Raw genomic sequence first — 20,680 nt, forward strand, 5'->3', positions numbered from 1 at the left:
TCAGCCTTTGATCCCGTAATGCTCAAGCATCGCATCCAGCTGCGGCTCGCGTCCGCGGAAGCGTTTGAACAGCACCATTGGCTCTTCAGACCCGCCTCGGGTCAGAATGTTATCGAGGAACGACTGGCCGGTTTCGCGGTTGAAGATCCCCTCTTCTTCGAAGCGGGAGAAAGCATCTGCCGCCAGCACGTCGGCCCACAGGTAGCTGTAGTAGCCCGCCGCGTAGCCGCCGGCGAAGATGTGGCTGAACGCGTGCGGGAAGCGGCCCCAGGTTGGCCCTGGAATAACGGCAACCTGCTTTTTAATCTCGGCCAGGGTCTCAAGGATTTTCGCCCCCTGCTCCGGGCTAAACTCGGCGTGCAGGCGGAAATCGAACAGGCCGAACTCCAGCTGGCGCAGGATGAACATCGCCGCCTGGTAGTTTTTCGCCGCCAGCATTTTATCCAGCAGCTCTTTCGGCAGCGGTTCGCCGGTCTCATAGTGACTGGAAATAAACGCCAGCGCGTCCGGCTCCCAGCACCAGTTTTCCATAAACTGGCTTGGCAGCTCGACGGCATCCCACGGCACGCCGCTGATACCGGCCACGCCTGCGGTTTCGATGCGGGTCAGCATGTGGTGCAGACCGTGACCAAACTCGTGGAACAGGGTGATCACTTCGTCGTGGGTGAACAACGCCGGTTTGCCGCTTACCGGACGGTTGAAGTTACAGGTCAGGTAGGCGACCGGCTTCTGCAGAGAACCGTCGGCTTTACGCATCTGGCCCACGCAGTCGTCCATCCATGCCCCGCCGCGCTTGTTCTCACGCGCGTAGAGATCGAGGTAGAAGCTGCCGCGCAGTTCGTTTTTCTCGTCATACAGCTCGAAGAAACGCACGTCCGGGTGCCAGACGTCGATATCGGTACGCTCTTTGGCAGTAATGCCGTAGATGCGTTTCACCACTTCGAACAGGCCGTTAACGGCTTTGTTTTCCGGGAAGTACGGGCGCAGCTGCTCGTCGCTGATGCTGTAAAGGTGCTGCTTCTGTTTTTCGCTGTAGTACGCGATATCCCACGGCTGCAGTTCGTCCACGCCGAACTCCGCTTTTGCGAAGGCGCGCAGCTGGGCCAGCTCTTTCTCACCCTGCGGACGGGCGCGTTTCGCCAGATCGGTCAGGAAGTCGAGCACCTGCCGCGGGTTCTCCGCCATTTTGGTGGCGAGGGATTTATCGGCGTAGTTTTCGAAGCCCAGCAGCTGCGCCAGCTCGTGACGCAGGGCAAGGATTTCCGCCATTACCGGGCTGTTGTCCCACTTACCGGCATTCGGCCCCTGATCGGAGGCGCGGGTGCTGTACGCGCGGTACATCTCTTCGCGCAGGGCCTGGTTGTCGCAGTAGGTCATCACCGGCAGATAGCTCGGGATATCCAGCGTCAACAGGAAGCCTTCCTGCTCTTTCGCTTCGGCCTGGGCTTTTGCCGCCGCCAGCGCGCTTTCCGGCATACCCGCAAGCTCCACTTCGTCGGTAATCAGCTTCGTCCAGCCCATGGTGGCGTCGAGCACGTTGTTGCTGTACTGGTTGCCCAGCTCGGACAGACGCGCGGCGATTTCGCCGTAGCGGGTCTGCTTCTCTTTTGGCAGGCCAATCCCGGACAGCTCAAAATCACGCAGGGCGTTATCGACCGATTTTTTCTGCGCCGTGCTCAGTTCGGCATAGTGGTCGCCGTCGCGCAGGTCGCGGTAGGCTTTGTACAGCCCTTCGTGCTGGCCAACCCAGGTGCTGTACTCAGAGAGCAGCGGCAGCGTCTGTTCGTAGGCTTCGCGCAGTTCCGGGCTGTTTTTTACCGAGTTCAGGTGGCTCACCGGGGAGAAGATACGCCCCAGCACGTCGTCCACTTCGGCCAGCGGCTGACACAGATTTTCCCAGGTGTACGGCGCGCCCTGCGCTACCACGCTTTCTACCGCCGCGCGGCAGTTGTCCAGCGATTGCGTAACGGCTGGAACCACATGCTCAGGGAGGATTTTAGAAAACGGCGGCAACGAAAAAGGCGTCAGTAATGGATTGGTCATAAACGCTGTCCTGTTGAAATAGGTGAATGAAGCGCGCATCCGGCGCTGTGCATATGGGATCTAGAATGGGGTTAAGTGTAGAGGATTTCAATGCCGAACGTTGCGCTTTCGCGGCAGTGGAAACTTTTCTGTATACTGTGGCGATACGCTCTATTTTTGCCCGATGGCGCTACGCTTATCGGGCCTACGTTTACTACCTGGAACACATTCATCCATGCTCAGTTATCGCCACAGCTTCCACGCAGGCAACCACGCCGACGTCCTTAAACACACCGTTCAGAGCCTGATCATCGAATCGCTCAAAGAAAAAGAGAAGCCGTTTCTCTATCTGGACACGCACGCGGGCGCGGGCCGTTATCAGCTGAGCGGCGAGCATGCCGAGCGTACCGGTGAATATCTGGAAGGGATTGCCCGCATCTGGCAGCAGGACGACCTGCCTGCCGAGCTGGAGCCGTACATCGGCGTGGTGAATCACTTCAACCGCAACGGCCAGCTGCGCTACTACCCTGGCTCGCCGCTGATTGCGCGCCAGCTGCTGCGCGAGCAGGACAGTCTCCAGCTGACCGAACTGCATCCGAGCGACTTCCCGCTGCTGCGTTCTGAATTCCAGAAAGACAGCCGCGCCCGCGTGGAAAAATCCGACGGTTACCAGCAGCTGAAGGCCAAGCTGCCGCCGGTTTCCCGTCGCGGCCTGGTGCTGATCGACCCGCCGTACGAAATCAAAACCGACTATCAGGCGGTGGTTACCGGCATCCACGAAGGCTACAAACGCTTTGCTACCGGCACCTATGCCCTGTGGTACCCGGTAGTGCTGCGCGCGCAAATCAAACGCATGATCAAAGACCTGGAAGCGACCGGCATCCGCAAGATCCTGCAGATCGAGCTGGCGGTACGCCCTGACAGCGATCAGCGCGGCATGACCGCCTCCGGCATGATTGTGATCAACCCGCCGTGGAAGCTTGAAGCGCAGATGAACAACGTGCTGCCGTGGCTGCATAAAACGCTGGTGCCAGCGGGTACAGGCCACGCCACCGTCAGTTGGATCGTGCCGGAGTAATCGCAGCCATCGGTGGAAACTATTGATTTCAGGTATACAATCGCGGCAATTCACGATTAAGGACAAAAGCAATGACTAAGCATTATGACTACATCGCAATCGGCGGCGGCAGCGGCGGCATCGCCTCCATCAACCGTGCGGCCATGTACGGCCAGAAGTGCGCACTGATTGAAGCCAAAGCGCTGGGCGGCACCTGCGTGAACGTGGGTTGTGTACCGAAGAAAGTGATGTGGCATGCGGCGCAGATCCGTGAAGCTATCCATATGTATGGCCCGGACTACGGCTTTGACACCACCATCAACCGCTTCGACTGGGACAAACTGATCGCCAGCCGTACCGCCTACATCGACCGTATTCACACCTCGTACGACAACGTGCTGGGTAAAAATAACGTCGATGTCATCCACGGTTTCGCCCGCTTTGTGGACGCGAAAACGATCGAAGTGAACGGCGAGACGATCACCGCCGATCACATCCTGATCGCCACCGGCGGTCGTCCGAGCCACCCGAACATCCCGGGCGTGGAATACGGCATTGATTCCGACGGTTTCTTCGAGCTGCCTGCCCTGCCAAAACGCGTTGCCGTTGTTGGCGCGGGTTACATTGCGGTGGAACTGGCTGGCGTGATTAACGGCCTGGGCGCAGAAGCGCACCTGTTCGTACGTAAACACGCGCCGCTGCGCAGCTTTGACCCGCTGATTGTCGATACGCTGGTTGAAGTGATGAACACCGAAGGCCCGACCCTGCACACCAACGCCGTGCCAAAAGCGGTCGTGAAAAACGCGGACGGCAGCCTGACCCTTGAGCTTGAAGATGGCCGCAGCCAGACCGTCGATTGCCTGATCTGGGCGATTGGCCGTGAACCTGCGAACGATAACTTCAACCTGGGCGTAACTGGCGTGAAAACCGACGAAAAAGGCTATATCCTCGTCGATAAATTCCAGAATACCAGCGTGCCGGGCATTTATGCGGTCGGCGATAATACCGGTGCGTTTGAGCTGACGCCGGTTGCCGTTGCGGCGGGTCGTCGTCTCTCCGAGCGCCTGTTCAACAACAAGCCGGACGAGCATCTGGACTACAGCAACATTCCAACCGTGGTCTTCAGCCATCCGCCAATCGGCACCGTCGGCTTAACTGAGCCGCAGGCGCGCGAGCAGTACAGCGACGATCAGGTGAAAGTGTATAAATCGGCGTTTACCGCGATGTACACCGCCGTCACCTCTCACCGTCAGCCGTGCCGCATGAAGCTGGTCTGCGTAGGTCCGGAAGAGAAGATTGTCGGCATCCACGGCATCGGCTTCGGCATGGACGAGATCCTGCAGGGCTTCGCCGTGGCGCTGAAGATGGGCGCAACCAAGAAAGACTTCGACAACACGGTGGCCATCCACCCGACGGCCGCGGAAGAGTTTGTGACCATGCGTTAATCCTGATGCCCCTCCCCGGAGGGGCATTTTTTTAACATTCATAAATCGTTGCAAAACGAATGCTCCGAAAATAGTGATCTACCGCACATTTCCCTCCCCATCTACCGAAGCGAATGTCTACGCTTATAAGACGCCCGGATAAACCTGTCTTTTGAACACACAACCGGAGGTCCCTATCACCATGTTCAACCAGAAACTACAGGCTACCGAGAACATCGAGTTCGAGATTGCAGAAGAGCTGCGCTACGAGACCGATCCCTGCGAGTTGAAACTGGATGAAATGATTGAGGCGGAGCCGGAACCCGAAATGATCGAGGGGCTACCTGCCTCCGATGCGTTGACGCCCGCAGACCGCTATCTTGAACTGTTCGAGCATGTGCAGTCGACGCGGCTGTTTGCGGACAGTAAAACCTTCCCCGACTGCGCGCCGAAGATGGATCCGCTGGATATCCTGATCCGCTACCGCAAGGTCAGACGCCATCGGGATTTCGACCTGCGCCAGTTTGTGGAGAACCACTTCTGGATGCCGGAAACGTACGGCACAGAATATGTCTCCGACCCGGGACTCTCCCTGAAAGAGCACATTGATAACCTGTGGCCGGTGCTGACGCGCGAGCCGCAGGATCATATTCCCTGGTCTTCCCTGCTGGCCCTGCCCCAGGCCTATATCGTCCCCGGCGGGCGATTCAGCGAGACCTACTACTGGGATTCCTATTTTTCCATGCTGGGGCTGGCTGAGAGCGGCCGTAACGATCTGCTCAAATGTATGGCGGACAACTTCGCCTGGTTGATTGAACGCTACGGGCATATCCCCAACGGCAACCGCACCTATTATCTCAGCCGCTCGCAGCCGCCGGTCTTTGCCCTGATGGTGGAGCTGTTCGAGGAGGACGGCGTGCGCGGTGCTAAACGCTATCTGGATCACCTCAAAATGGAGTACGCCTTCTGGATGGACGGCGCGGAGTCGCTGCTGCTTAACCAGGCTTACCGCAGCGCCGTGCGCATGCCGGACGGTTCACTGCTCAACCGCTACTGGGACGACCGTGATACCCCGCGCGACGAATCGTGGATTGAGGACGTGGAAACTGCCCGCCACTCGGGTCGTCCGCCCAATGAGGTTTACCGCGATCTGCGCGCGGGGGCGGCGTCCGGCTGGGATTATTCGTCCCGCTGGCTGCGCGATCCGTCGCGGCTCGCCAGCATCCGCACGACGCAGTTTATCCCCATCGATCTGAACGCCTTCCTGTTCAAGCTGGAAAGCGCTATCGCCAATATCTCCGCGTCGAAAGGGGATAAAGAGACGGCAGAGGCGTTCCGCCAGAAAGCCAACGATCGCCGCGCGGCGGTGAACCGCTATCTGTGGGACGAGGAGAGCGGCTGCTACCGCGATTACGACTGGCGACGCGAAGAGCTGGCTCTGTTTTCTGCCGCCAGCATTGTGCCGCTGTATGTTGGAATGGCGACGCACGAGCAGGCAGAACGTTTGTCTGATGCGGTCAAATCGCGGCTGCTGACCCCGGGCGGAATTCTGGCGACCGAGTACGAAACCAGCGAGCAGTGGGATAAACCCAACGGCTGGGCGCCGCTGCAGTGGATGGCGATTCAGGGGTTCAAGCAGTACGGCAACGACTCGCTGGGCGATGAGATCGCCTGGAGCTGGCTGCATACGGTGAACCATTTTTATAAGACGCATCACAAGCTGATTGAGAAGTACCACATCGCCAGCAGCACGCCGCGCGAAGGTGGCGGGGGTGAGTATCCGCTGCAGGACGGTTTCGGCTGGACGAACGGCGTGGTGCGGCGGCTGATTGGGTTGTATGGGGAGCCTTAAGCGGGGTGCGGTCTGGTGCCCTCACCCCAGCCCTCTCCCACAGGGAGAGGGAGAAGAGATCAGCGAATCACCTCATAAATGGCAGTCTGAATGGACTGCCATTTTTTCGTGGTGGCATCCGGCTGCGACTGCGCGCGGCGTGTGGCCATGTCGAGATCGTGCTGCTGGCGTTTCACCACGGCAGGCACGGTGCAGAAAGCTTTGAGATACTCTTTACGAACCGAGGTCAGAGACTCGCCGTTCGACATGGCGTGGCTGAGCGTGTTGATGAAGCGACGGCACGGCTTCTCTTCCACCATGTTCTGCCGGTAGCGTAACATCAGCTCCAGCACATCGTCATAGCCTGCCGACATCGCCTCTTCGGTCCAGGAGAGCTTCCAGTCCATGCCGCCCTGCAAAAACAGCAGGGTCACGCGGGTATCGTTGCGGTTAATGGCCGAGCGGAAATTATTCTCGTCCCAGGTGACCCCCATGCGCGTGAGCGTTTCGCGCGAAGAAGGCGTCTCGCGCATTTCCTGCGGAGAAGCCGCTTCAGCCGCGCTGGCGGTTGCAGGCTGCGGTTTGCTGCTGGTCACCAGCCAGAAGCCCCCCGCCACGATAGCAATCACCATGACGCCAACCGCCCCCCATAGCGCACCGGAAATGAGCTGCTCGCGTTGTTCGGGGGTACGCGGCGCGCGCTGGGTCGGCTTTTCAATGGTGTCACGGACTTCAAACAGATCCCCACCGGTGACCCGATCCATTTTCTGCGCCTTTTCCCAGAAGGTATGCAATTCGCTGGCATCTACCGCCATGAATCCGGCCGGATTGACGCGCGTTCTCCCCTCTTCAAACGCGCGCTGAACGGGCCGCGCGATCTGCGCATAGTAGTTTTCCAGCAGCTGGATTTGCGCCGAGCTTAACGTTTTCTGAACGGTAATGCTGTTGCGGATTTGCCGAATGTCATCGAGGAAGGTTTGCAGCGTTTTGCGCGGTTCAACCAGCAACGTCAGCATGGACGGGTCGCTGAACAGCGAAGCGTAATAGCGGCTGAACTCTTTTTTATCCACCAGCATCTGCGCCAGTTCACTGAACATCATGCCGCTGAGGACATCATTGATCTCGCCAAGCTTCAGCCAGCGCCGTACGCGGTCAGCGTTAAACAGGGTCTTAAGATGGTTGTTCAGCCGCACCTGATCGGGCCAGGCCTGCTGGATGAGCCCTTTAATCATCAGCTCAATCGCGCGTACCTGCTTGTGCGCCTGCTGCTGTTGTAGTTCGCTTCCCGGTGCAAGGTCAGTGCTGTAGGTCAACAGCGGCTGCTGCAGCCGAAGATGTTCCAGAGCGGTCACAAACCGCATCGCCGCAATAAGCTGGTTTTCACTCACATCCTGTCCGCTTTCATACTGCGGAACGCGCTGCTGCAGCAGGCGCAGCTGGAGCGTAAATTCCGACATCTCGGCATCATTCAGGTTGAGTTTTTTCGCAACGGCTCCCCAGCCGCCCAGAGCTAATCGCGCGCTGTCGAGTTGTTCCAGGAACCAGCGTGGATCTTTGCCCTCAGAAGCATGTACATTCAGAAGGAGTAAAATTTCCACCGACGCCTGGCGAATGACCGCCAGACAGTGTTCAAACTGTTCGCGAATATGATGTGATGTGCTGAGAGTCATTGTTTTCCTTAAGCGACAACGAAGACATCCGAAATGGGCACGAAACGCCCTTTATTCTTTTTATTTATACGCGGTTAACCATACCTGACTTTCTGTTGAAATAAAGTGACAACCCTAAAATGATTTAAAATGTTTCAGGAGAATCTGAATGCCGGTTTTAATTACCTCTCGCCTGACCTGTTCGCCCCTGCAGGAACAAGACTGGCCCTTTTTTCTGGCGCTACAGCAGCACCCGGACGTGATGCGCTTTGTGGCGGAAGACCGTCCCGTCGCGGCGATCCGCGAGGCGTTTGATTCGCGCCTGACCCCATGGGCACCGGGCAGCGCGCACTGGCTTTGTCTCGTCGTACGTGACACCGCCTCACAGGCCCCGCTGGGCGTTACCGGGTATATTCATCGGGAGGAGGACTGCGCAGAAGTGGGCTTCCTTTTCGCACCCGAGGCGCAGGGGAAAGGTTACGGCTTTGAATCCCTGAAAGCACTTTGCGATTACGCTTTTCATCAAGGCGGTATACGGCGACTCACCGCCATCGTCACCGCGGGAAATGTCGCGTCAAGACGCCTGCTGGAAAAAGCCCGCTTTCGTCTGGAAGGTGAATTACGCGAGAGCTATTACCTTGCGGGGCGCTGGCAAAATGACTGGCTATTTGGTTTATTACAGCATGAATACCTGAATAATAATTCCTGACCAACCGCTTTTTAGCAGATATTTCCCGGACGTCGTTTCCTCTTTAGTGTCGCTATTAAGAGGAAACGAATATCAAACATCATTCGCTGAAAATATTTTCAGCGGCCGTTGCGTTAATAAAAAAACATCCGGGTCGGTCTCTGGAGAAATATCATGATGAAAAGGGGTTATCGGCTATGGCTGCCTGTGTTCTTTATCACTGTCAGTATGCAGACACATCCATACTAAGGGTTTCCTTAAGGGGCTCCTTCCCCTTAAGCCCGCGTATCACAGGAACATACCGCCTGATACTTCAATACGTTGCGCGTTCATCCAGCCCAATTTATCGCTGAGCAGTGCCGCAATGGCATCGCCAATATCGTCCGGCAGCCCCACCCGGCCCAGCGCCGTCTGCGAGGCCAGAAGCTGATTCAGCTCCGCGTTGTCGCGCACGCGTCCGCCGCCAAAGTCAGTTTCAATAGCGCCCGGCGCAATGATATTGACGGAAATTCCGCGCGCGCCCAGCTCTTTCGCCTGATAACGCGTCAGCACTTCCATCGCCCCCTTCATGGCCGCGTAGGTCCCTGAGCCCGGCTGGGTAAAACGGGCCAGCCCGCTGGAGACGTTGAGGATACGTCCCCCGTCTTTAAGCAGCGGCAGCAGGCGCTGGGTCAGGAAGAAAGGTCCTTTGAAATGAATGTTCAGCGCTTCATCAAACTGAGCCTCCGTCGTGTCGGCATAGGGCGCGTATAAACCCGTTCCGGCATTGTTCAATAAATAGTCAAAGGTTTCGCGCTGCCAGACGGTCTTAAGGGTTTCCTGAAGCTGTCGGGCAAAATGATCAAAACTCGTGATATCACCGACGTTGAGCTGTAATGCCGCTGCGTTGACGCCTTTTTGCTGAATTTCATGCACAACATCCAGCGCTTCCTGCTGGCTACGGTTGTATGTCAGGACAATTCCCGTGCCGTCTGCCGCCAGCTTTAACGCAGCGTTTTTGCCCAGACCACGGCTACCACCCGTCACTAATGCGATACGTTCACTCATCATAAACCTCGTTTTGGCTGTTAAGGAGATTGAGAAAGAGCTTATTAGGTGATAGAAAATCAATAAAGATGGGTTAAAACGCTTCACTGTTTCACCAGAAACAACAATGAGCTTCCCCTATGGATAAAATTCACGCAATGCAGTTGTTCGTCCGCGTCGCGGAACTGGAAAGTTTTTCCCGCGCGGCCGAAACATTAACCCTGCCAAAAGGCAGCGTCTCGCGGCAAATTCAGGCTCTGGAAAACCGGCTTGGCACCCAGCTATTGCACCGCACCACGCGCCGCGTCAGCCTGACGCAGGACGGCATGGTCTATTACGAACGGGCAAAAGATCTGCTGGCAAACCTTGATGAACTCGACGGTATGTTTCAGCACGATCCCTCCAGCATCAGCGGTCGGCTCCGCGTGGATATGCCCGTCGGCGTTGCTCGAAATTTAGTCATCCCCAAACTGCCTGCTTTTCTGCAGCACTACCCGGGCATTGAACTGGAGCTCAGCAGCAGCGATCGTCTGGTGGATGTGATCCGCGAAGGGTTTGATTGCGTGGTGCGCGTCGGCACATTGAAGGATTCAGGGCTGATTGCCCGTCCGCTGGGCAAGCTGTCGGTGATTAACTGCGCCAGCCCGGATTATCTGGCGCGATTTGGCTATCCGGAAACCCTGGACGATTTAGGCTCGCACGCCGTGATCCACTACGCTGCGATGCTGGGAACCCGTCCGCAGGGCTTTGAGTTTTATAACGGCAGTGCGACGCAGTGGATAAAAACGGGCGGGGTGTTAACCGTCAACAGCACGGAAACTTACCAGGCTGCCTGTCTCGCCGGGCTGGGCATTATTCAGGTTCCGCGGGTTGGGGTGCGCGATTTACTGCGCGCGAAGAAACTGATTGAGATCCTCCCGCAATACCGGGCCGAAGCAATGCCTGTCTCCCTGATTTACCCTCACCGCCGCAACCTCTCTCGCCGGGTGCATCTATTCATGGAGTGGCTTACCGAACTCACAAAAGCTTACGTGGACTAGCCGCAAGCTATAATTCAAAAACACATCCAGCTCAACGAAAAGGAAAATGCGCGTGACGCCGGAAAACAACCCGCAACGACCCACCCAACATTTAGAGTATGAGCCAGTCAAAAAGATGGAAACCGGGCCCGAAGAGGCCAAAACGCCAGGCACCGCCAGCAAAGCGCTGGGGACTGTCACCGGCATCGCCGCGAGAATTCAGCAGTTTCCCATGGTTGCGCATCTGATACGCGCGACCGAGCGCTTTAATGACCGCATGGGAAACCAGTTTGGTGCCGCCATCACCTATTTTTCCTTCCTGTCGATGATCCCTATCCTGATGGTGTCGTTTGCGGCAGCCGGTTTTGTGCTCGCGTCGCACCCTACGCTCCTGCAGGATATCTTCAATAAGATCCTGAATAACGTCAGTGACCCGACCCTTGCCAGCACGCTCAAGAGCACCATCAATACCGCCGTTCAGCAGCGTACCACCGTCGGCATCGTCGGTTTGCTGATTGCCCTTTACTCCGGCATTAACTGGATGGGCAACCTGCGCGAGGCCATTCGCGCCCAGTCGCGCGACGTCTGGGAGCGTAAGCCGCAGGACCAGGAGAAAATCTGGGTGAAGTATCTCCGCGATTTTGTTTCGCTGATTGGGCTGCTCGTCGCGCTCATCGTGACGCTTTCCATTACCTCCGTGGCGGGCTCGGCGCAGCAGATGATCATCTCCGCGCTCTATCTTGATTACATCGAATGGCTGAAGCCCGCCTGGCGCGGCATTGGGCTGGCCATTTCCATCTTCGCCAACTACCTGCTGTTCTTCTGGATCTTCTGGCGCTTGCCCCGCCATCGTCCGCACAAGAAGGCGCTGATCCGCGGCACGTTGATTGCGGCGATCGGCTTTGAGGCGATCAAAATCGTGATGACTTACACCTTACCGTCACTGGTTAAATCTCCTTCTGGCGCGGCGTTTGGCTCGGTGCTGGGACTGATGGCCTTCTTCTACTTCTTCGCCCGCCTGACCCTGTTCTGCGCGGCATGGATTGCCACCGCCGAGTACAAAGGCGACACGCGAATGCCCGGTAAAACACACCGCTAGCCCCGCTCTCGGGCTGAAATTTCAGCCCGATTCATCATTTCAGCATATAAATCCAGTTAGTAACTTTTATTTAACCAAAAACCAGTTTAATGGACTGATATTTAAAATCTGTGAAGCATTTCATAGACGTCTTTTCGCTGGCCTGAAAATTATTCGCTTTTTGTTGCTTTTATCACCAGCACACGGCTTTGTTACAGATTGAAATGTCGCTTTTGCTGTGCGTAATATGGCCTTTCGTTCGACAAAAATAAGAAAATATTATGCAAGCAACCGCCACCACACTCGACTCAGAAACGGAAAACGTTCCGGTAAATTCACGCAATAAAGTTGTCGTCGCCTCGCTGATTGGCACCGCCATTGAGTTCTTCGACTTTTATATTTATGCCACCGCGGCGGTCATCGTCTTCCCGCACATTTTCTTCCCGCAGGGCGATCCGACGGCGGCCACGCTGCAGTCTCTGGCGACCTTTGCTATCGCGTTTGTTGCGCGTCCGATTGGCTCTGCGCTGTTTGGACACTTTGGCGATCGCATTGGCCGAAAAGTCACCCTGGTGGCCTCACTGCTGACGATGGGCATCTCCACCGTAGCCATCGGTCTGCTGCCGACCTATGAAACCATCGGCATTCTGGCGCCGGTCCTGCTGGCGCTGGCGCGTTTTGGTCAGGGTCTGGGACTGGGCGGTGAATGGGGCGGCGCGGCGCTGCTGGCCACCGAGAACGCCCCGGCGCGCAAGCGCGCGCTGTACGGTTCATTCCCGCAGCTGGGCGCACCGATTGGCTTCTTCTTTGCCAACGGGACGTTCCTGCTGCTCTCCTGGCTGCTGACGGATGAACAGTTCATGAGCTGGGGCTGGCGTATTCCGTTTATCTTCTCAGCCGTCCTGGTACTGATTGGCCTGTATGTGCGCGTTTCGCTGCATGAGACCCCAGTTTTTGCGAAAGTGGCCGCGGCGAACAAGCAGGTGAAAGTGCCGCTGGGTACGCTGCTGACCAAACACGTCCGCGTGACCGTGCTGGGCACGTTTATCATGCTGGCAACCTATACGCTGTTCTACATCATGACCGTCTACTCCATGACGTTCAGTACCGCCGCCGCGCCGGTTGGCCTGGGGCTGCCGCGTAACGAAGTGCTGTGGATGCTGATGATGGCGGTGATCGGGTTTGGCGTGATGGTTCCTATTGCGGGACTGCTTGCGGATAAATTCGGTCGTCGTGCGAGCATGATTACGATCACCACGCTGATCGTTCTGTTTGCCCTGTTCGTCTTCCCGCCGCTGCTGGGTTCAGGTAGCCCGGCGCTGGTGATGGCCTATCTGCTGATTGGCCTGAGCCTGATGGGGTTGACCTTCGGCCCGATGGGCGCGCTGCTGCCTGAGCTGTTCCCGACGGAAGTGCGTTATACCGGTGCGTCGTTCTCCTACAACGTCTCGTCTATTCTGGGCGCGTCCGTTGCGCCGTATATCGCCACCTGGCTTCAGGCGAACTATGGTCTGTTCTATGTGGGCGTCTATCTGGCGGCCATGGCGGCGCTGACGCTGATTGCGCTGCTGCTGACGCACGAGACGAAGCACCAGGCTCTGTAATTCACTGCGGCCTGATGCCCTCACCCGGCCCTCTCCCACAGGGAGAGGGCGAACGGGAGCTACTTCTTCATCTGCGACAAAATAGTCCGGCACTGATTCGCCTCGCCTTCTGACGGCGAAATCAACGCCAGCAGGGCTGCGGCTGGGGTGACCAGCGTCGCAAGCGCCGCAGCCACTGCACCGCGCGCAATCAGCGGTCCGGGCTTCACGCCCGCCTGCGGGTTTTTGAAGGTTCCGCGCACGTAAAGCGGCGAGCGCAGGGTGATGATACGGAGCCCCTTACTTTCCGGGTCAATCGTCAGATCAAGCTGCTCTGAGGCCATGCTGGCGGTCCCGGTCACGTTAATCACCGCGTTTTCCGTGTCGAAGGCAAAAATCTGCGGACGCGCCACGCCGTTAACCAGATCCAGATTGGCCGCCGCGCAGTTCACCCGCACCTCGTCATCACCGAAGATTTGCCCGATGACGTAGTTACCGACGTTCAGCCCCAGGATCTCCATCAGGTTTCGGCTCACCAGCCCGTCGTTCATCAGCAGTTTCAGGTTCCCGTTGCCGCTGCCCAGCAGCGCCGCCACCGAGTTCCCCACGCCGCGAATATCGGCATTACCGTTCATTTCACCGAGGGTTTTCTGCATCAGCTCTACGTTCGGCATCAGCTCTTTAAGCTTCAATCGACGCGCCTGGATCTCCGCCCGTCCCTGCATCGGCTTCTTATCGCCTTCCAGGTGAATGTTCGAGGAAATCGTCCCCCCCGCCATGCCGAACTTCAGCGGCTGCAGGCGCAGGTCGGCGTTTTTGAGAAGGATATGGGTCGAAAGATTGCTGATCGGCAGCGTACTGCCATGCTCAATTTTTCCGCCTTTGAAGCGTACATCCGCATCCATCACGTCCCATTTGTCGGTTTCGAAGCGATCGTAAGGCAGTACTTTACCCGCAGGCTGAACGTCCTTTTTGACCTCTTTCGACTTAGTACCTTTGCCCGAATCCACGCCAATCAGCGGACCAAGATCGGCCAGACGCAGCTGACGGGACTCAACATCCCCTTCCAGCTTCGGCCTCGGTTTTCCGGTGGTGTAGGTCAGCGTGCCGTGGATGTCGCTGTCGCCGATGCGGCCGTTAAAATCCCGGTAGTCAAAAACGGATGATTTTTCGGTATCAATTTTGGCGACCAGATGCCCGTCCGTTTCGAACGGCGGGGTATCCGGCAGCAGTACGCCGGTCAGGTCATACAGCTCGCCCAGCGAATCGCCGGCAAATTTAAGCTGAAGGTCGACGCCTCCCATATTCATCGGGTCGTTGACCGTGCCCACGAACGCCACGCGGGTGTTACCGGAACGGAAGTCCGCCTGCACCGGGAACGGCGTACCTTCGCTCCGTAGCGCCAGCATGCCGCCTATTTTCCCTTTTCCGCTCAGCGGCTGGCCGTTGTAGCGCCCTTTTGCCGTCAGGCCGAAGACATAGTCACCCACGCTTGCCACGTCACCTTTCGCTTTCGTGCCCGTGACCTCGCTAAACGGCAGCGGTTTGCCCAGCGGATCGACCAGGATCTCCACATCCGCCCTGCTGACCTTATCGTCGATGGCGATCCGTCCGCGATCGAAAAGAATATTGTCGAGACGGAATGACCAGGAGGAAGGCTGGGCATTCGGATCTTTTTCGCCATCGCTGGCAAGGTTAAAGGTCCAGTTGTTGTTTTTTTCTGAGAGTCGGATCAGACGCGCATCGGGCTGCTGAAGTTTGATCCACGGCAGATAAACTGTTTTGGTCAGAAGCGCTAACGGCGCTAGCGTGGCTTCCGCGCGCGGCAGGTGGACCATGGTGACGTCCGGGATATCCGGCGGGTTGCCGAGAATGATGTCGTCGGCATGGACGTGTGGCCAGGGGATCCAGCTTCGCCAGCCGGGCTCCTCTTTCTGACGCTCCCATACCACCCCTAAATCACCGCGTATGGCGAAGGGGCGGTTCAGTTCGGTTGAGACTTTCTGGTTGATGGTCGGCTTGAGACGGTTCCAGTCAAACGTCGCAATAATGATGGCGACGACAACGATCAACAACAAGAAAATCCCTGCTGTCCAGGAGATTACCCTGGTTGTTCTTGTCATTTTTATCCCCTTTCCTGATGACCTGTTCTGTAAAACTATAGTCCAGACAAAGGGAAGCGGGCTTATCAGAGGGTCGTTATAACGTTATCGAGGCGATCCATAGGCACCGGGCGAGAGAGATAATAGCCTTGCGCCGCCGCTGCGGGAGAGTTTTGCACATCACGCCACTCTTCCAGCGTTTCCACGCCTTCAACAATCACGCCCTGGCAATAGCGGTTCATCAGCTGTAATAACAGCGTAAACAGATTCCGTCCTTCCGGGGTCTGACGCAGCATAATGAACAGGTCGCGGGCCACTTTAATGTAGTCGTAGCGCACCTCACTCAGGGCGGAGAAGTTCGCCATGCCGGTGCCAAAGTCATCCAGCCACAGCGGGCCGTATTCGCATATCGAAGCAAACGAGGAATCCTGCGGCAGACGGACATGCTCCACCAGCTCAAAGCGCATCCACGGCAGGGTGGCGATCAGCTCCTGCAATTTTGCGTTCTGGCGCAGCGCCAGCAGGGTTGGGCCATCGACGTTCACCGAGGCGAGGATATCGTGCTGTTCGAAAAAGGGCTGCTTCGTCGCCAGCATACGAAGCTGTTCTTCCAGCACGTCCAGACGCTGGCGAACGGCAACTTCGGCAAAATAGCGATCCGGCGCGATGCGCTGAGTAGGGTTTGAGGGGTGCGTAACGACGGTCAAAATTTCAATTGCCATCAGTCGACCATCTGTTCGGTAGATCGGCTGATAGGTGTACGCACGCTCGCATTGCAGCCAGTAGCGATGCTCCTGCAAGTTCTCGATACTTGCCTCAGGCGTAGTGCTCAGCCGCTGGATAACCTGCTCTGACTTCATTTCAGATGTCCTGTTGTTGGGATAGCCTTTCTGGACTCGTCACAGGATTATCGGCGCGACAATTGAGAACTTTATGTTCAATTCACCGGGAAAATGAAATTAAGATGACAGAAATGCGCGGGAACACGCGCTGGCTCAAATAAAATAATGGAACGTTGTTTTAATATAGTTGACCAGTTAATTCACTCAGCGCACACTGCTGATAATTCTTCTGTTCAGGTTCACGACTATGTCCAAAAAAATTGCCGTGATTGGCGAATGCATGATTGAACTGTCACAAAAAGGCGCTGAAGTCAGCCGCGGATTTGGTGGCGATACGTTAAACACGTCCGTTTATATTGCCCGTCAGGTCGCACCTGACGCGCTTACCGTGAACTACGTTACCGCCCTGGGTACGGACAGCTTTAGCCAGCAAATGCTGGAGGCCTGGCAGAGTGAACATGTTGGAACGTCGCTGATTCAGCGTATGGAAAACCGCCTCCCGGGGCTTTACTACATCGAAACCGACAGCACCGGCGAACGCACGTTTTATTACTGGCGTAACGAAGCCGCGGCCAAATTCTGGCTGGAGAGCGACGCGGCCGCGGCAATCTGCGAAGAACTGGCGACATTTGACTATCTCTATCTGAGCGGGATCAGCCTGGCGATTTTAAGCCCCACCAGCCGTGAAAAGCTGCTCTCGCTGCTGCGCAAATGCCGTACAAACGGCGGTAAGGTTATTTTCGATAACAACTATCGCCCGCGCCTGTGGGCCAGCCGCGAAGAGACGCAGCAGGTCTATCAGCAGATGCTGCAGTGCACCGACATCGCCTTCCTCACGCTCGACGATGAAGACGCCCTGTGGGGTGAGAAACCGGTAGAGGACGTGATTGCACGCACGCAGGCGGCAGGCGTGAGCGAAGTGGTGATTAAGCGCGGGGCGGATTCATGCCTGGTCGCGGTGGCGGGTGAAGCGCTGGTTAACGTTCCGGCGGTGAAGCTTGCCAAAGAGAAAGTGATTGATACCACGGCGGCCGGTGATTCATTCAGCGCGGGCTATCTGGCAGTACGGCTGACGGGTGGAACGCCGGAAGCGGCGGCACAGCGTGGGCACCTGACGGCCAGCACGGTGATTCAGTATCGCGGGGCGATTATTCCGCGCGAGGCGATGCCTGTTTAAGTAAGGTGCGGGCTGATGCCCTCACCCTAACCCTCTCCCACAGGGAGAGGGAATGTTTAAGCATTACTGCCCCTGCGGAATATCCGTCGCGTCCGGATGTAAATCATCGGCCGTGGCGGCCTGCACTGGCTGCGGCGCGGTAGCCATAATGGAATCCCAGGTCGTCTGAAGTTCCTTCATGTCATATTCCGGCTCGCCCTTCGGCTGCAGGAGGATCAACGCCATCTCCTGCGACAGCTGCTGACGGAGGTCCTGATTGAGCATCTCGACGGTCAGGCCGTTCAGGAAGTCCTGACGAAGCTTCTGGTACTGTTCCGGCGCAATGTCCACCACCTGGTTCTGCAGAGAGCGAATACGCTGGCTGATCAGAATGTCGGTATCGGCGCGAGCGTAGGTTGCAAACAGCTTCTGCAGCTCGAGTTTTTTCTGCGCCACGAGAGCGTTGAATTCCTCTTCGGAAAGCCCCTCTTTACGCACTTTTGCCAGCTCTTTCGCGACTACGCCCAGATTGGCATTCAGCTTATCGCCCGGCGACTCAACGTTGATGGCGCACTGCGCACGCTGGAACAGCACGCGGCAGTCAAAGCCAAGACCGATATTCTTCACGTTGTTCTTGCTCAGCGTCTGCTGAACGTGCCAGAACAGCGCTTCACGCGCCAGATCGGCACGCCAGTAGCGCAACATCGCCGCGGACTCGCGGATGGGCTGCCAGGCGTTATCCCACATGACGGAGAGGCGATCCTGACGCACGGCGTCCGTCATAATGCTGACAGGCTCTGCACGCAGCGGTGAGAGCGTCGGGACAGGCGCTGGCGTTTCACGCTTGCCTTTCAAATCACCAAACGCTTTGTTGATCTGCTCCACCACCGCGCGGCTGTCCACGTTACCCACCACGATCAGCGTCATCGCATCCGGGGTGTACCACTTCTGGTAGAACGATTTTACCTGTTCGGCGTCTACCGGCTGTTTCAGCGGTTCGGCCGGGTCATGTCCCAGCAGCGTCGAGCCCTTCAGGCGGTAACGCCACCAGCCCTCTTTGGTATCCCCGGGCCAGGTCGCCACCATGTCGCTGTTGCTCAACGCATAGTTGACGGTATCCGGCGTAATCGCCAGATTGCCAGAGGCATCGGAGAGATACGTAAGCGCTTCTTTTAGCAGATCGTTACGGTTATTTGGCAGGCTCAGGTTAAACATGGTGTAGTCATACGAGACCACTGCCGGTGGGAGCGGGCGTTTCGGATCGATGGCCTGCTGCCAAAGCGAACGCACCTGAACCGCTTGCAGGCTGCCGCTCTGCGTGAGCGCCAGCCGGGGAATAAAATGGCTAAAACCGGTTTGCTGAGTGCTTTCCGCGAGGGAACCGGTATTAATGGACAGACGGATTTCTACACGGTCACTGGGACGTTGCGGAGTGGCTAAAACCTGCCACTGAAAACCGTTCGCTAATGTCCCTTGTTGCCAGGCCGGGTCTGGCTGGAGCGCATCTGCCTGCACATAACTGGCTGCTGCCATCATCAGCAAACCGCCGGTTAAGAGTCGAATTTTTGTGCCCTGCATGTGAACCCCTGATCAACATTCCTGGTTAAAAAAGAGTGTTTCGCGACGCGCTTCACTCTTAAAGATGACGATGAAAACACGTCGATTAGACCGCGCGTTCGGCAAAACGTCACGGTCAGAAGTGAAATATACCCAAAAAAAATCTTGTCGAATTATGACAGGTACGAACAGTTATTATGCGCAGGAGCCCGCATCCCGACAAGGGAATACGGGCATTTGTGACAAGATTAAGAGGTTAAGCCAGGATTTTTGCTGTCAGTTGAACGATTATTCAGAGTATCGTCGAGCTTTTTGTGATCCAGCTCTTTCACCCATTTCGCCACCACCACCGTTGCCACGCCGTTACCCACCAGGTTGGTTAACGCACGCGCCTCTGACATGAAGCGGTCAATACCCAGAATCAACGCCAGACCCGCCACCGGCAGGTGACCCACAGCGGAAATAGTAGCAGCCAGCACGATAAAGCCACTGCCCGTCACGCCTGCCGCGCCTTTAGAGGAGAGCAGGAGCACCACCAGCAGGGTAATCTGATGGAAAATATCCATATGGCTGTTGGTCGCCTGAGCGATAAACACGGCCGCCATCGTCAGGTATATCGAGGTGCCGTCCAGGTTGAAGGAGTAGCCCGTCGGGATCACCAGCCCGACCACCGATTTACGGCACCCCAGCTTTTCCATCTTGTCGAGCATACGCGGCAGCGCGGATTCTGAAGAGGAGGTCCCCAGAACAATCAGCAGCTCTTCGCGGATGTAACGGATAAATTTGAAGATGTTGAAACCCGTCGCGCGGGCGATGGAGCCCAGCACCACGACCACGAAAAGGATACAGGTGATATAGAAGCAGATAATCAGCTGACCCAGCTGCACCAGCGTACCGACGCCATACTTACCGATGGTGAAGGCCATCGCACCGAAAGCACCTATCGGCGCCAGGCGCATGATCATATTGATGATGCCGAAAATTACCTGGGAGAAGCTTTCGATCACATTAAAGATAAGCTGGCCTTTGCTGCCCAGACGGTGCAGGGCAAAGCCAAACAACACGGCGAACAGCAGCACCTGCAGGATGTTTCCGCTGGCGAACGCGCCAATGACGCTGCCCGGTATCACGTCCAGCAGGAAGGCCACCACGCCCTGATCCTTCGCCTGCTCGGCATACACCGCGACCGCTTTGGCATCCAGCGTTGACGGGTCTACGTTCATCCCCGCGCCCGGCTGCACCACGTTGACGATGATCAGACCAATAATCAGCGCAAGGGTACTGACCACTTCAAAATAGAGAAGCGCCACTGCACCGGTACGACCTACCGCCTTCATGCTTTCCATGCCGGCGATACCCGTCACGACGGTACAGAAGATCACCGGAGCGATGACCATTTTGATGAGCTTAACGAACGCGTCGCCAAGCGGTTTCATTTGCGCGCCCAGTTCAGGGTAATAGTGACCCAGCAGAATACCGATGGCGATGGCTGTCAGGACCTGGAAATAAAGACTTTTGAAGAGTGAGGTTTTCATAAGGTGTCCTTGGGAAGAAAAACCACAGGTTTTGTAAGGTTATGGTTAACCTGCGGCTTTAAAATAACACCCACATAACAGGACAGAAATAAACTCAGTTCAAATTTGAAA

The 20,680-nt window shown here is 56.8% G+C and carries 15 protein-coding genes; 8 read left to right on the top strand and 7 right to left on the bottom strand.

Going from position 1 to position 20,680, the window contains the following annotated elements; genetic code table 11:
* Positions 1-2,043 (bottom strand): oligopeptidase A, encoded by a 2,043-nt coding sequence (gene prlC / locus UTM25_RS17670; RefSeq protein WP_194401373.1) that lies wholly within the window; start codon positions 2,041-2,043, stop codon positions 1-3.
* A 214-nt stretch (positions 2,044-2,257) separates the two neighbouring features.
* On the opposite strand from prlC, the gene UTM25_RS17675 reads away from it, so the two are divergent.
* The 3 genes from UTM25_RS17675 (at position 2,258) to UTM25_RS17685 (ending at position 6,355) form a co-directional block, all read left to right on the top strand.
* Positions 2,258-3,100 carry a 23S rRNA (adenine(2030)-N(6))-methyltransferase RlmJ gene (locus tag UTM25_RS17675; protein ID WP_023333753.1) on the top strand — a complete coding sequence of 281 codons (843 nt, stop codon included), beginning with the start codon at positions 2,258-2,260 and terminating at the stop codon, positions 3,098-3,100.
* A gap of 71 nt (positions 3,101-3,171) precedes the next feature.
* Entirely contained in the window at positions 3,172-4,524 is a 1,353-nt protein-coding gene (gene gorA, locus UTM25_RS17680) for a glutathione-disulfide reductase (protein ID WP_194401372.1), read from the top strand.
* Positions 4,525-4,705: 181 nt separating this feature from the next.
* Positions 4,706-6,355, top strand: coding sequence for an alpha,alpha-trehalase (locus tag UTM25_RS17685; RefSeq protein WP_029740255.1), 1,650 nt, complete (start codon positions 4,706-4,708; stop codon positions 6,353-6,355).
* A 59-nt stretch (positions 6,356-6,414) separates the two neighbouring features.
* Here the strand turns inward: UTM25_RS17685 and UTM25_RS17690 are convergent, their stop codons facing one another.
* Positions 6,415-8,004, bottom strand: a complete 1,590-nt coding sequence (locus UTM25_RS17690) for an STY4199 family HEPN domain-containing protein (RefSeq protein ID WP_194401371.1) — start codon at positions 8,002-8,004, stop codon at positions 6,415-6,417.
* A 148-nt stretch (positions 8,005-8,152) separates the two neighbouring features.
* Between UTM25_RS17690 and UTM25_RS17695 the strand changes: the two genes are divergently transcribed.
* Positions 8,153-8,692 carry a GNAT family N-acetyltransferase gene (locus UTM25_RS17695; RefSeq protein ID WP_194401370.1) on the top strand — a complete coding sequence of 180 codons (540 nt, stop codon included), beginning with the start codon at positions 8,153-8,155 and terminating at the stop codon, positions 8,690-8,692.
* Positions 8,693-8,959: 267 nt separating this feature from the next.
* Here the strand turns inward: UTM25_RS17695 and UTM25_RS17700 are convergent, their stop codons facing one another.
* On the bottom strand, positions 8,960-9,718 hold the full coding sequence (locus UTM25_RS17700; RefSeq protein ID WP_194401369.1) for an SDR family NAD(P)-dependent oxidoreductase: 759 nt from the start codon (positions 9,716-9,718) through the stop codon (positions 8,960-8,962).
* 119 nt (positions 9,719-9,837) lie between these two features.
* Here UTM25_RS17700 and UTM25_RS17705 point away from each other — a divergent pair, with 119 nt between their 5' ends.
* The 3 genes from UTM25_RS17705 to UTM25_RS17715 all read left to right on the top strand — a co-directional run bounded on the left by UTM25_RS17705 (position 9,838) and on the right by UTM25_RS17715 (position 13,398).
* Positions 9,838-10,737 carry a LysR family transcriptional regulator gene (locus UTM25_RS17705; protein WP_023309580.1) on the top strand — a complete coding sequence of 300 codons (900 nt, stop codon included), beginning with the start codon at positions 9,838-9,840 and terminating at the stop codon, positions 10,735-10,737.
* 52 nt (positions 10,738-10,789) lie between these two features.
* A complete protein-coding gene (yhjD, locus tag UTM25_RS17710) occupies positions 10,790-11,815 on the top strand; it encodes an inner membrane protein YhjD (protein WP_194401368.1) in 1,026 nt (341 codons plus the stop codon).
* Positions 11,816-12,075: 260 nt separating this feature from the next.
* A complete protein-coding gene (locus UTM25_RS17715; protein ID WP_111963705.1) occupies positions 12,076-13,398 on the top strand; it encodes an MFS transporter in 1,323 nt (440 codons plus the stop codon).
* Positions 13,399-13,457: 59 nt separating this feature from the next.
* Here the strand turns inward: UTM25_RS17715 and UTM25_RS17720 are convergent, their stop codons facing one another.
* Positions 13,458-15,500 (bottom strand): AsmA family protein, encoded by a 2,043-nt coding sequence (locus tag UTM25_RS17720; protein WP_194401367.1) that lies wholly within the window; start codon positions 15,498-15,500, stop codon positions 13,458-13,460.
* A gap of 65 nt (positions 15,501-15,565) precedes the next feature.
* Positions 15,566-16,339, bottom strand: coding sequence for a cyclic-guanylate-specific phosphodiesterase (pdeH, locus tag UTM25_RS17725; RefSeq protein WP_194401366.1), 774 nt, complete (start codon positions 16,337-16,339; stop codon positions 15,566-15,568).
* Positions 16,340-16,568: 229 nt separating this feature from the next.
* On the opposite strand from pdeH, the gene UTM25_RS17730 reads away from it, so the two are divergent.
* The gene (locus UTM25_RS17730; RefSeq protein WP_194401365.1) at positions 16,569-17,498 is read left to right on the top strand and encodes a sugar kinase; all 930 of its coding nucleotides are present in this window, start codon (positions 16,569-16,571) and stop codon (positions 17,496-17,498) included.
* Positions 17,499-17,561: 63 nt separating this feature from the next.
* Here the strand turns inward: UTM25_RS17730 and UTM25_RS17735 are convergent, their stop codons facing one another.
* The gene (locus UTM25_RS17735; RefSeq protein WP_194401364.1) at positions 17,562-19,055 is read right to left on the bottom strand and encodes a M16 family metallopeptidase; all 1,494 of its coding nucleotides are present in this window, start codon (positions 19,053-19,055) and stop codon (positions 17,562-17,564) included.
* Between the two features lie 227 nt (positions 19,056-19,282).
* On the bottom strand, positions 19,283-20,569 hold the full coding sequence (locus tag UTM25_RS17740) for a dicarboxylate/amino acid:cation symporter (RefSeq protein WP_194401363.1): 1,287 nt from the start codon (positions 20,567-20,569) through the stop codon (positions 19,283-19,285).
* Positions 20,570-20,680: the final 111 nt, after the last annotated feature.

Origin of the sequence: Enterobacter sp. 61D5, assembly GCF_034107965.1 — a bacterium.
Taxonomy (GTDB): Bacteria; Pseudomonadota; Gammaproteobacteria; order Enterobacterales; family Enterobacteriaceae; genus Enterobacter; species Enterobacter cloacae_M.

Coding starts and splice junctions, on each gene's coding strand:
- prlC (WP_194401373.1), bottom strand. CDS start 2,043: ATGACCAATCCATTACTGACGCCTTTTTCGTTGCCGCCGTTTTCTAAA.
- UTM25_RS17675 (WP_023333753.1), top strand. CDS start 2,258: ATGCTCAGTTATCGCCACAGCTTCCACGCAGGCAACCACGCCGACGTC.
- gorA (WP_194401372.1), top strand. CDS start 3,172: ATGACTAAGCATTATGACTACATCGCAATCGGCGGCGGCAGCGGCGGC.
- UTM25_RS17685 (WP_029740255.1), top strand. CDS start 4,706: ATGTTCAACCAGAAACTACAGGCTACCGAGAACATCGAGTTCGAGATT.
- UTM25_RS17690 (WP_194401371.1), bottom strand. CDS start 8,004: ATGACTCTCAGCACATCACATCATATTCGCGAACAGTTTGAACACTGT.
- UTM25_RS17695 (WP_194401370.1), top strand. CDS start 8,153: ATGCCGGTTTTAATTACCTCTCGCCTGACCTGTTCGCCCCTGCAGGAA.
- UTM25_RS17700 (WP_194401369.1), bottom strand. CDS start 9,718: ATGAGTGAACGTATCGCATTAGTGACGGGTGGTAGCCGTGGTCTGGGC.
- UTM25_RS17705 (WP_023309580.1), top strand. CDS start 9,838: ATGGATAAAATTCACGCAATGCAGTTGTTCGTCCGCGTCGCGGAACTG.
- UTM25_RS17715 (WP_111963705.1), top strand. CDS start 12,076: ATGCAAGCAACCGCCACCACACTCGACTCAGAAACGGAAAACGTTCCG.
- UTM25_RS17720 (WP_194401367.1), bottom strand. CDS start 15,500: ATGACAAGAACAACCAGGGTAATCTCCTGGACAGCAGGGATTTTCTTG.
- pdeH (WP_194401366.1), bottom strand. CDS start 16,339: ATGAAGTCAGAGCAGGTTATCCAGCGGCTGAGCACTACGCCTGAGGCA.
- UTM25_RS17730 (WP_194401365.1), top strand. CDS start 16,569: ATGTCCAAAAAAATTGCCGTGATTGGCGAATGCATGATTGAACTGTCA.
- UTM25_RS17735 (WP_194401364.1), bottom strand. CDS start 19,055: ATGCAGGGCACAAAAATTCGACTCTTAACCGGCGGTTTGCTGATGATG.
- UTM25_RS17740 (WP_194401363.1), bottom strand. CDS start 20,569: ATGAAAACCTCACTCTTCAAAAGTCTTTATTTCCAGGTCCTGACAGCC.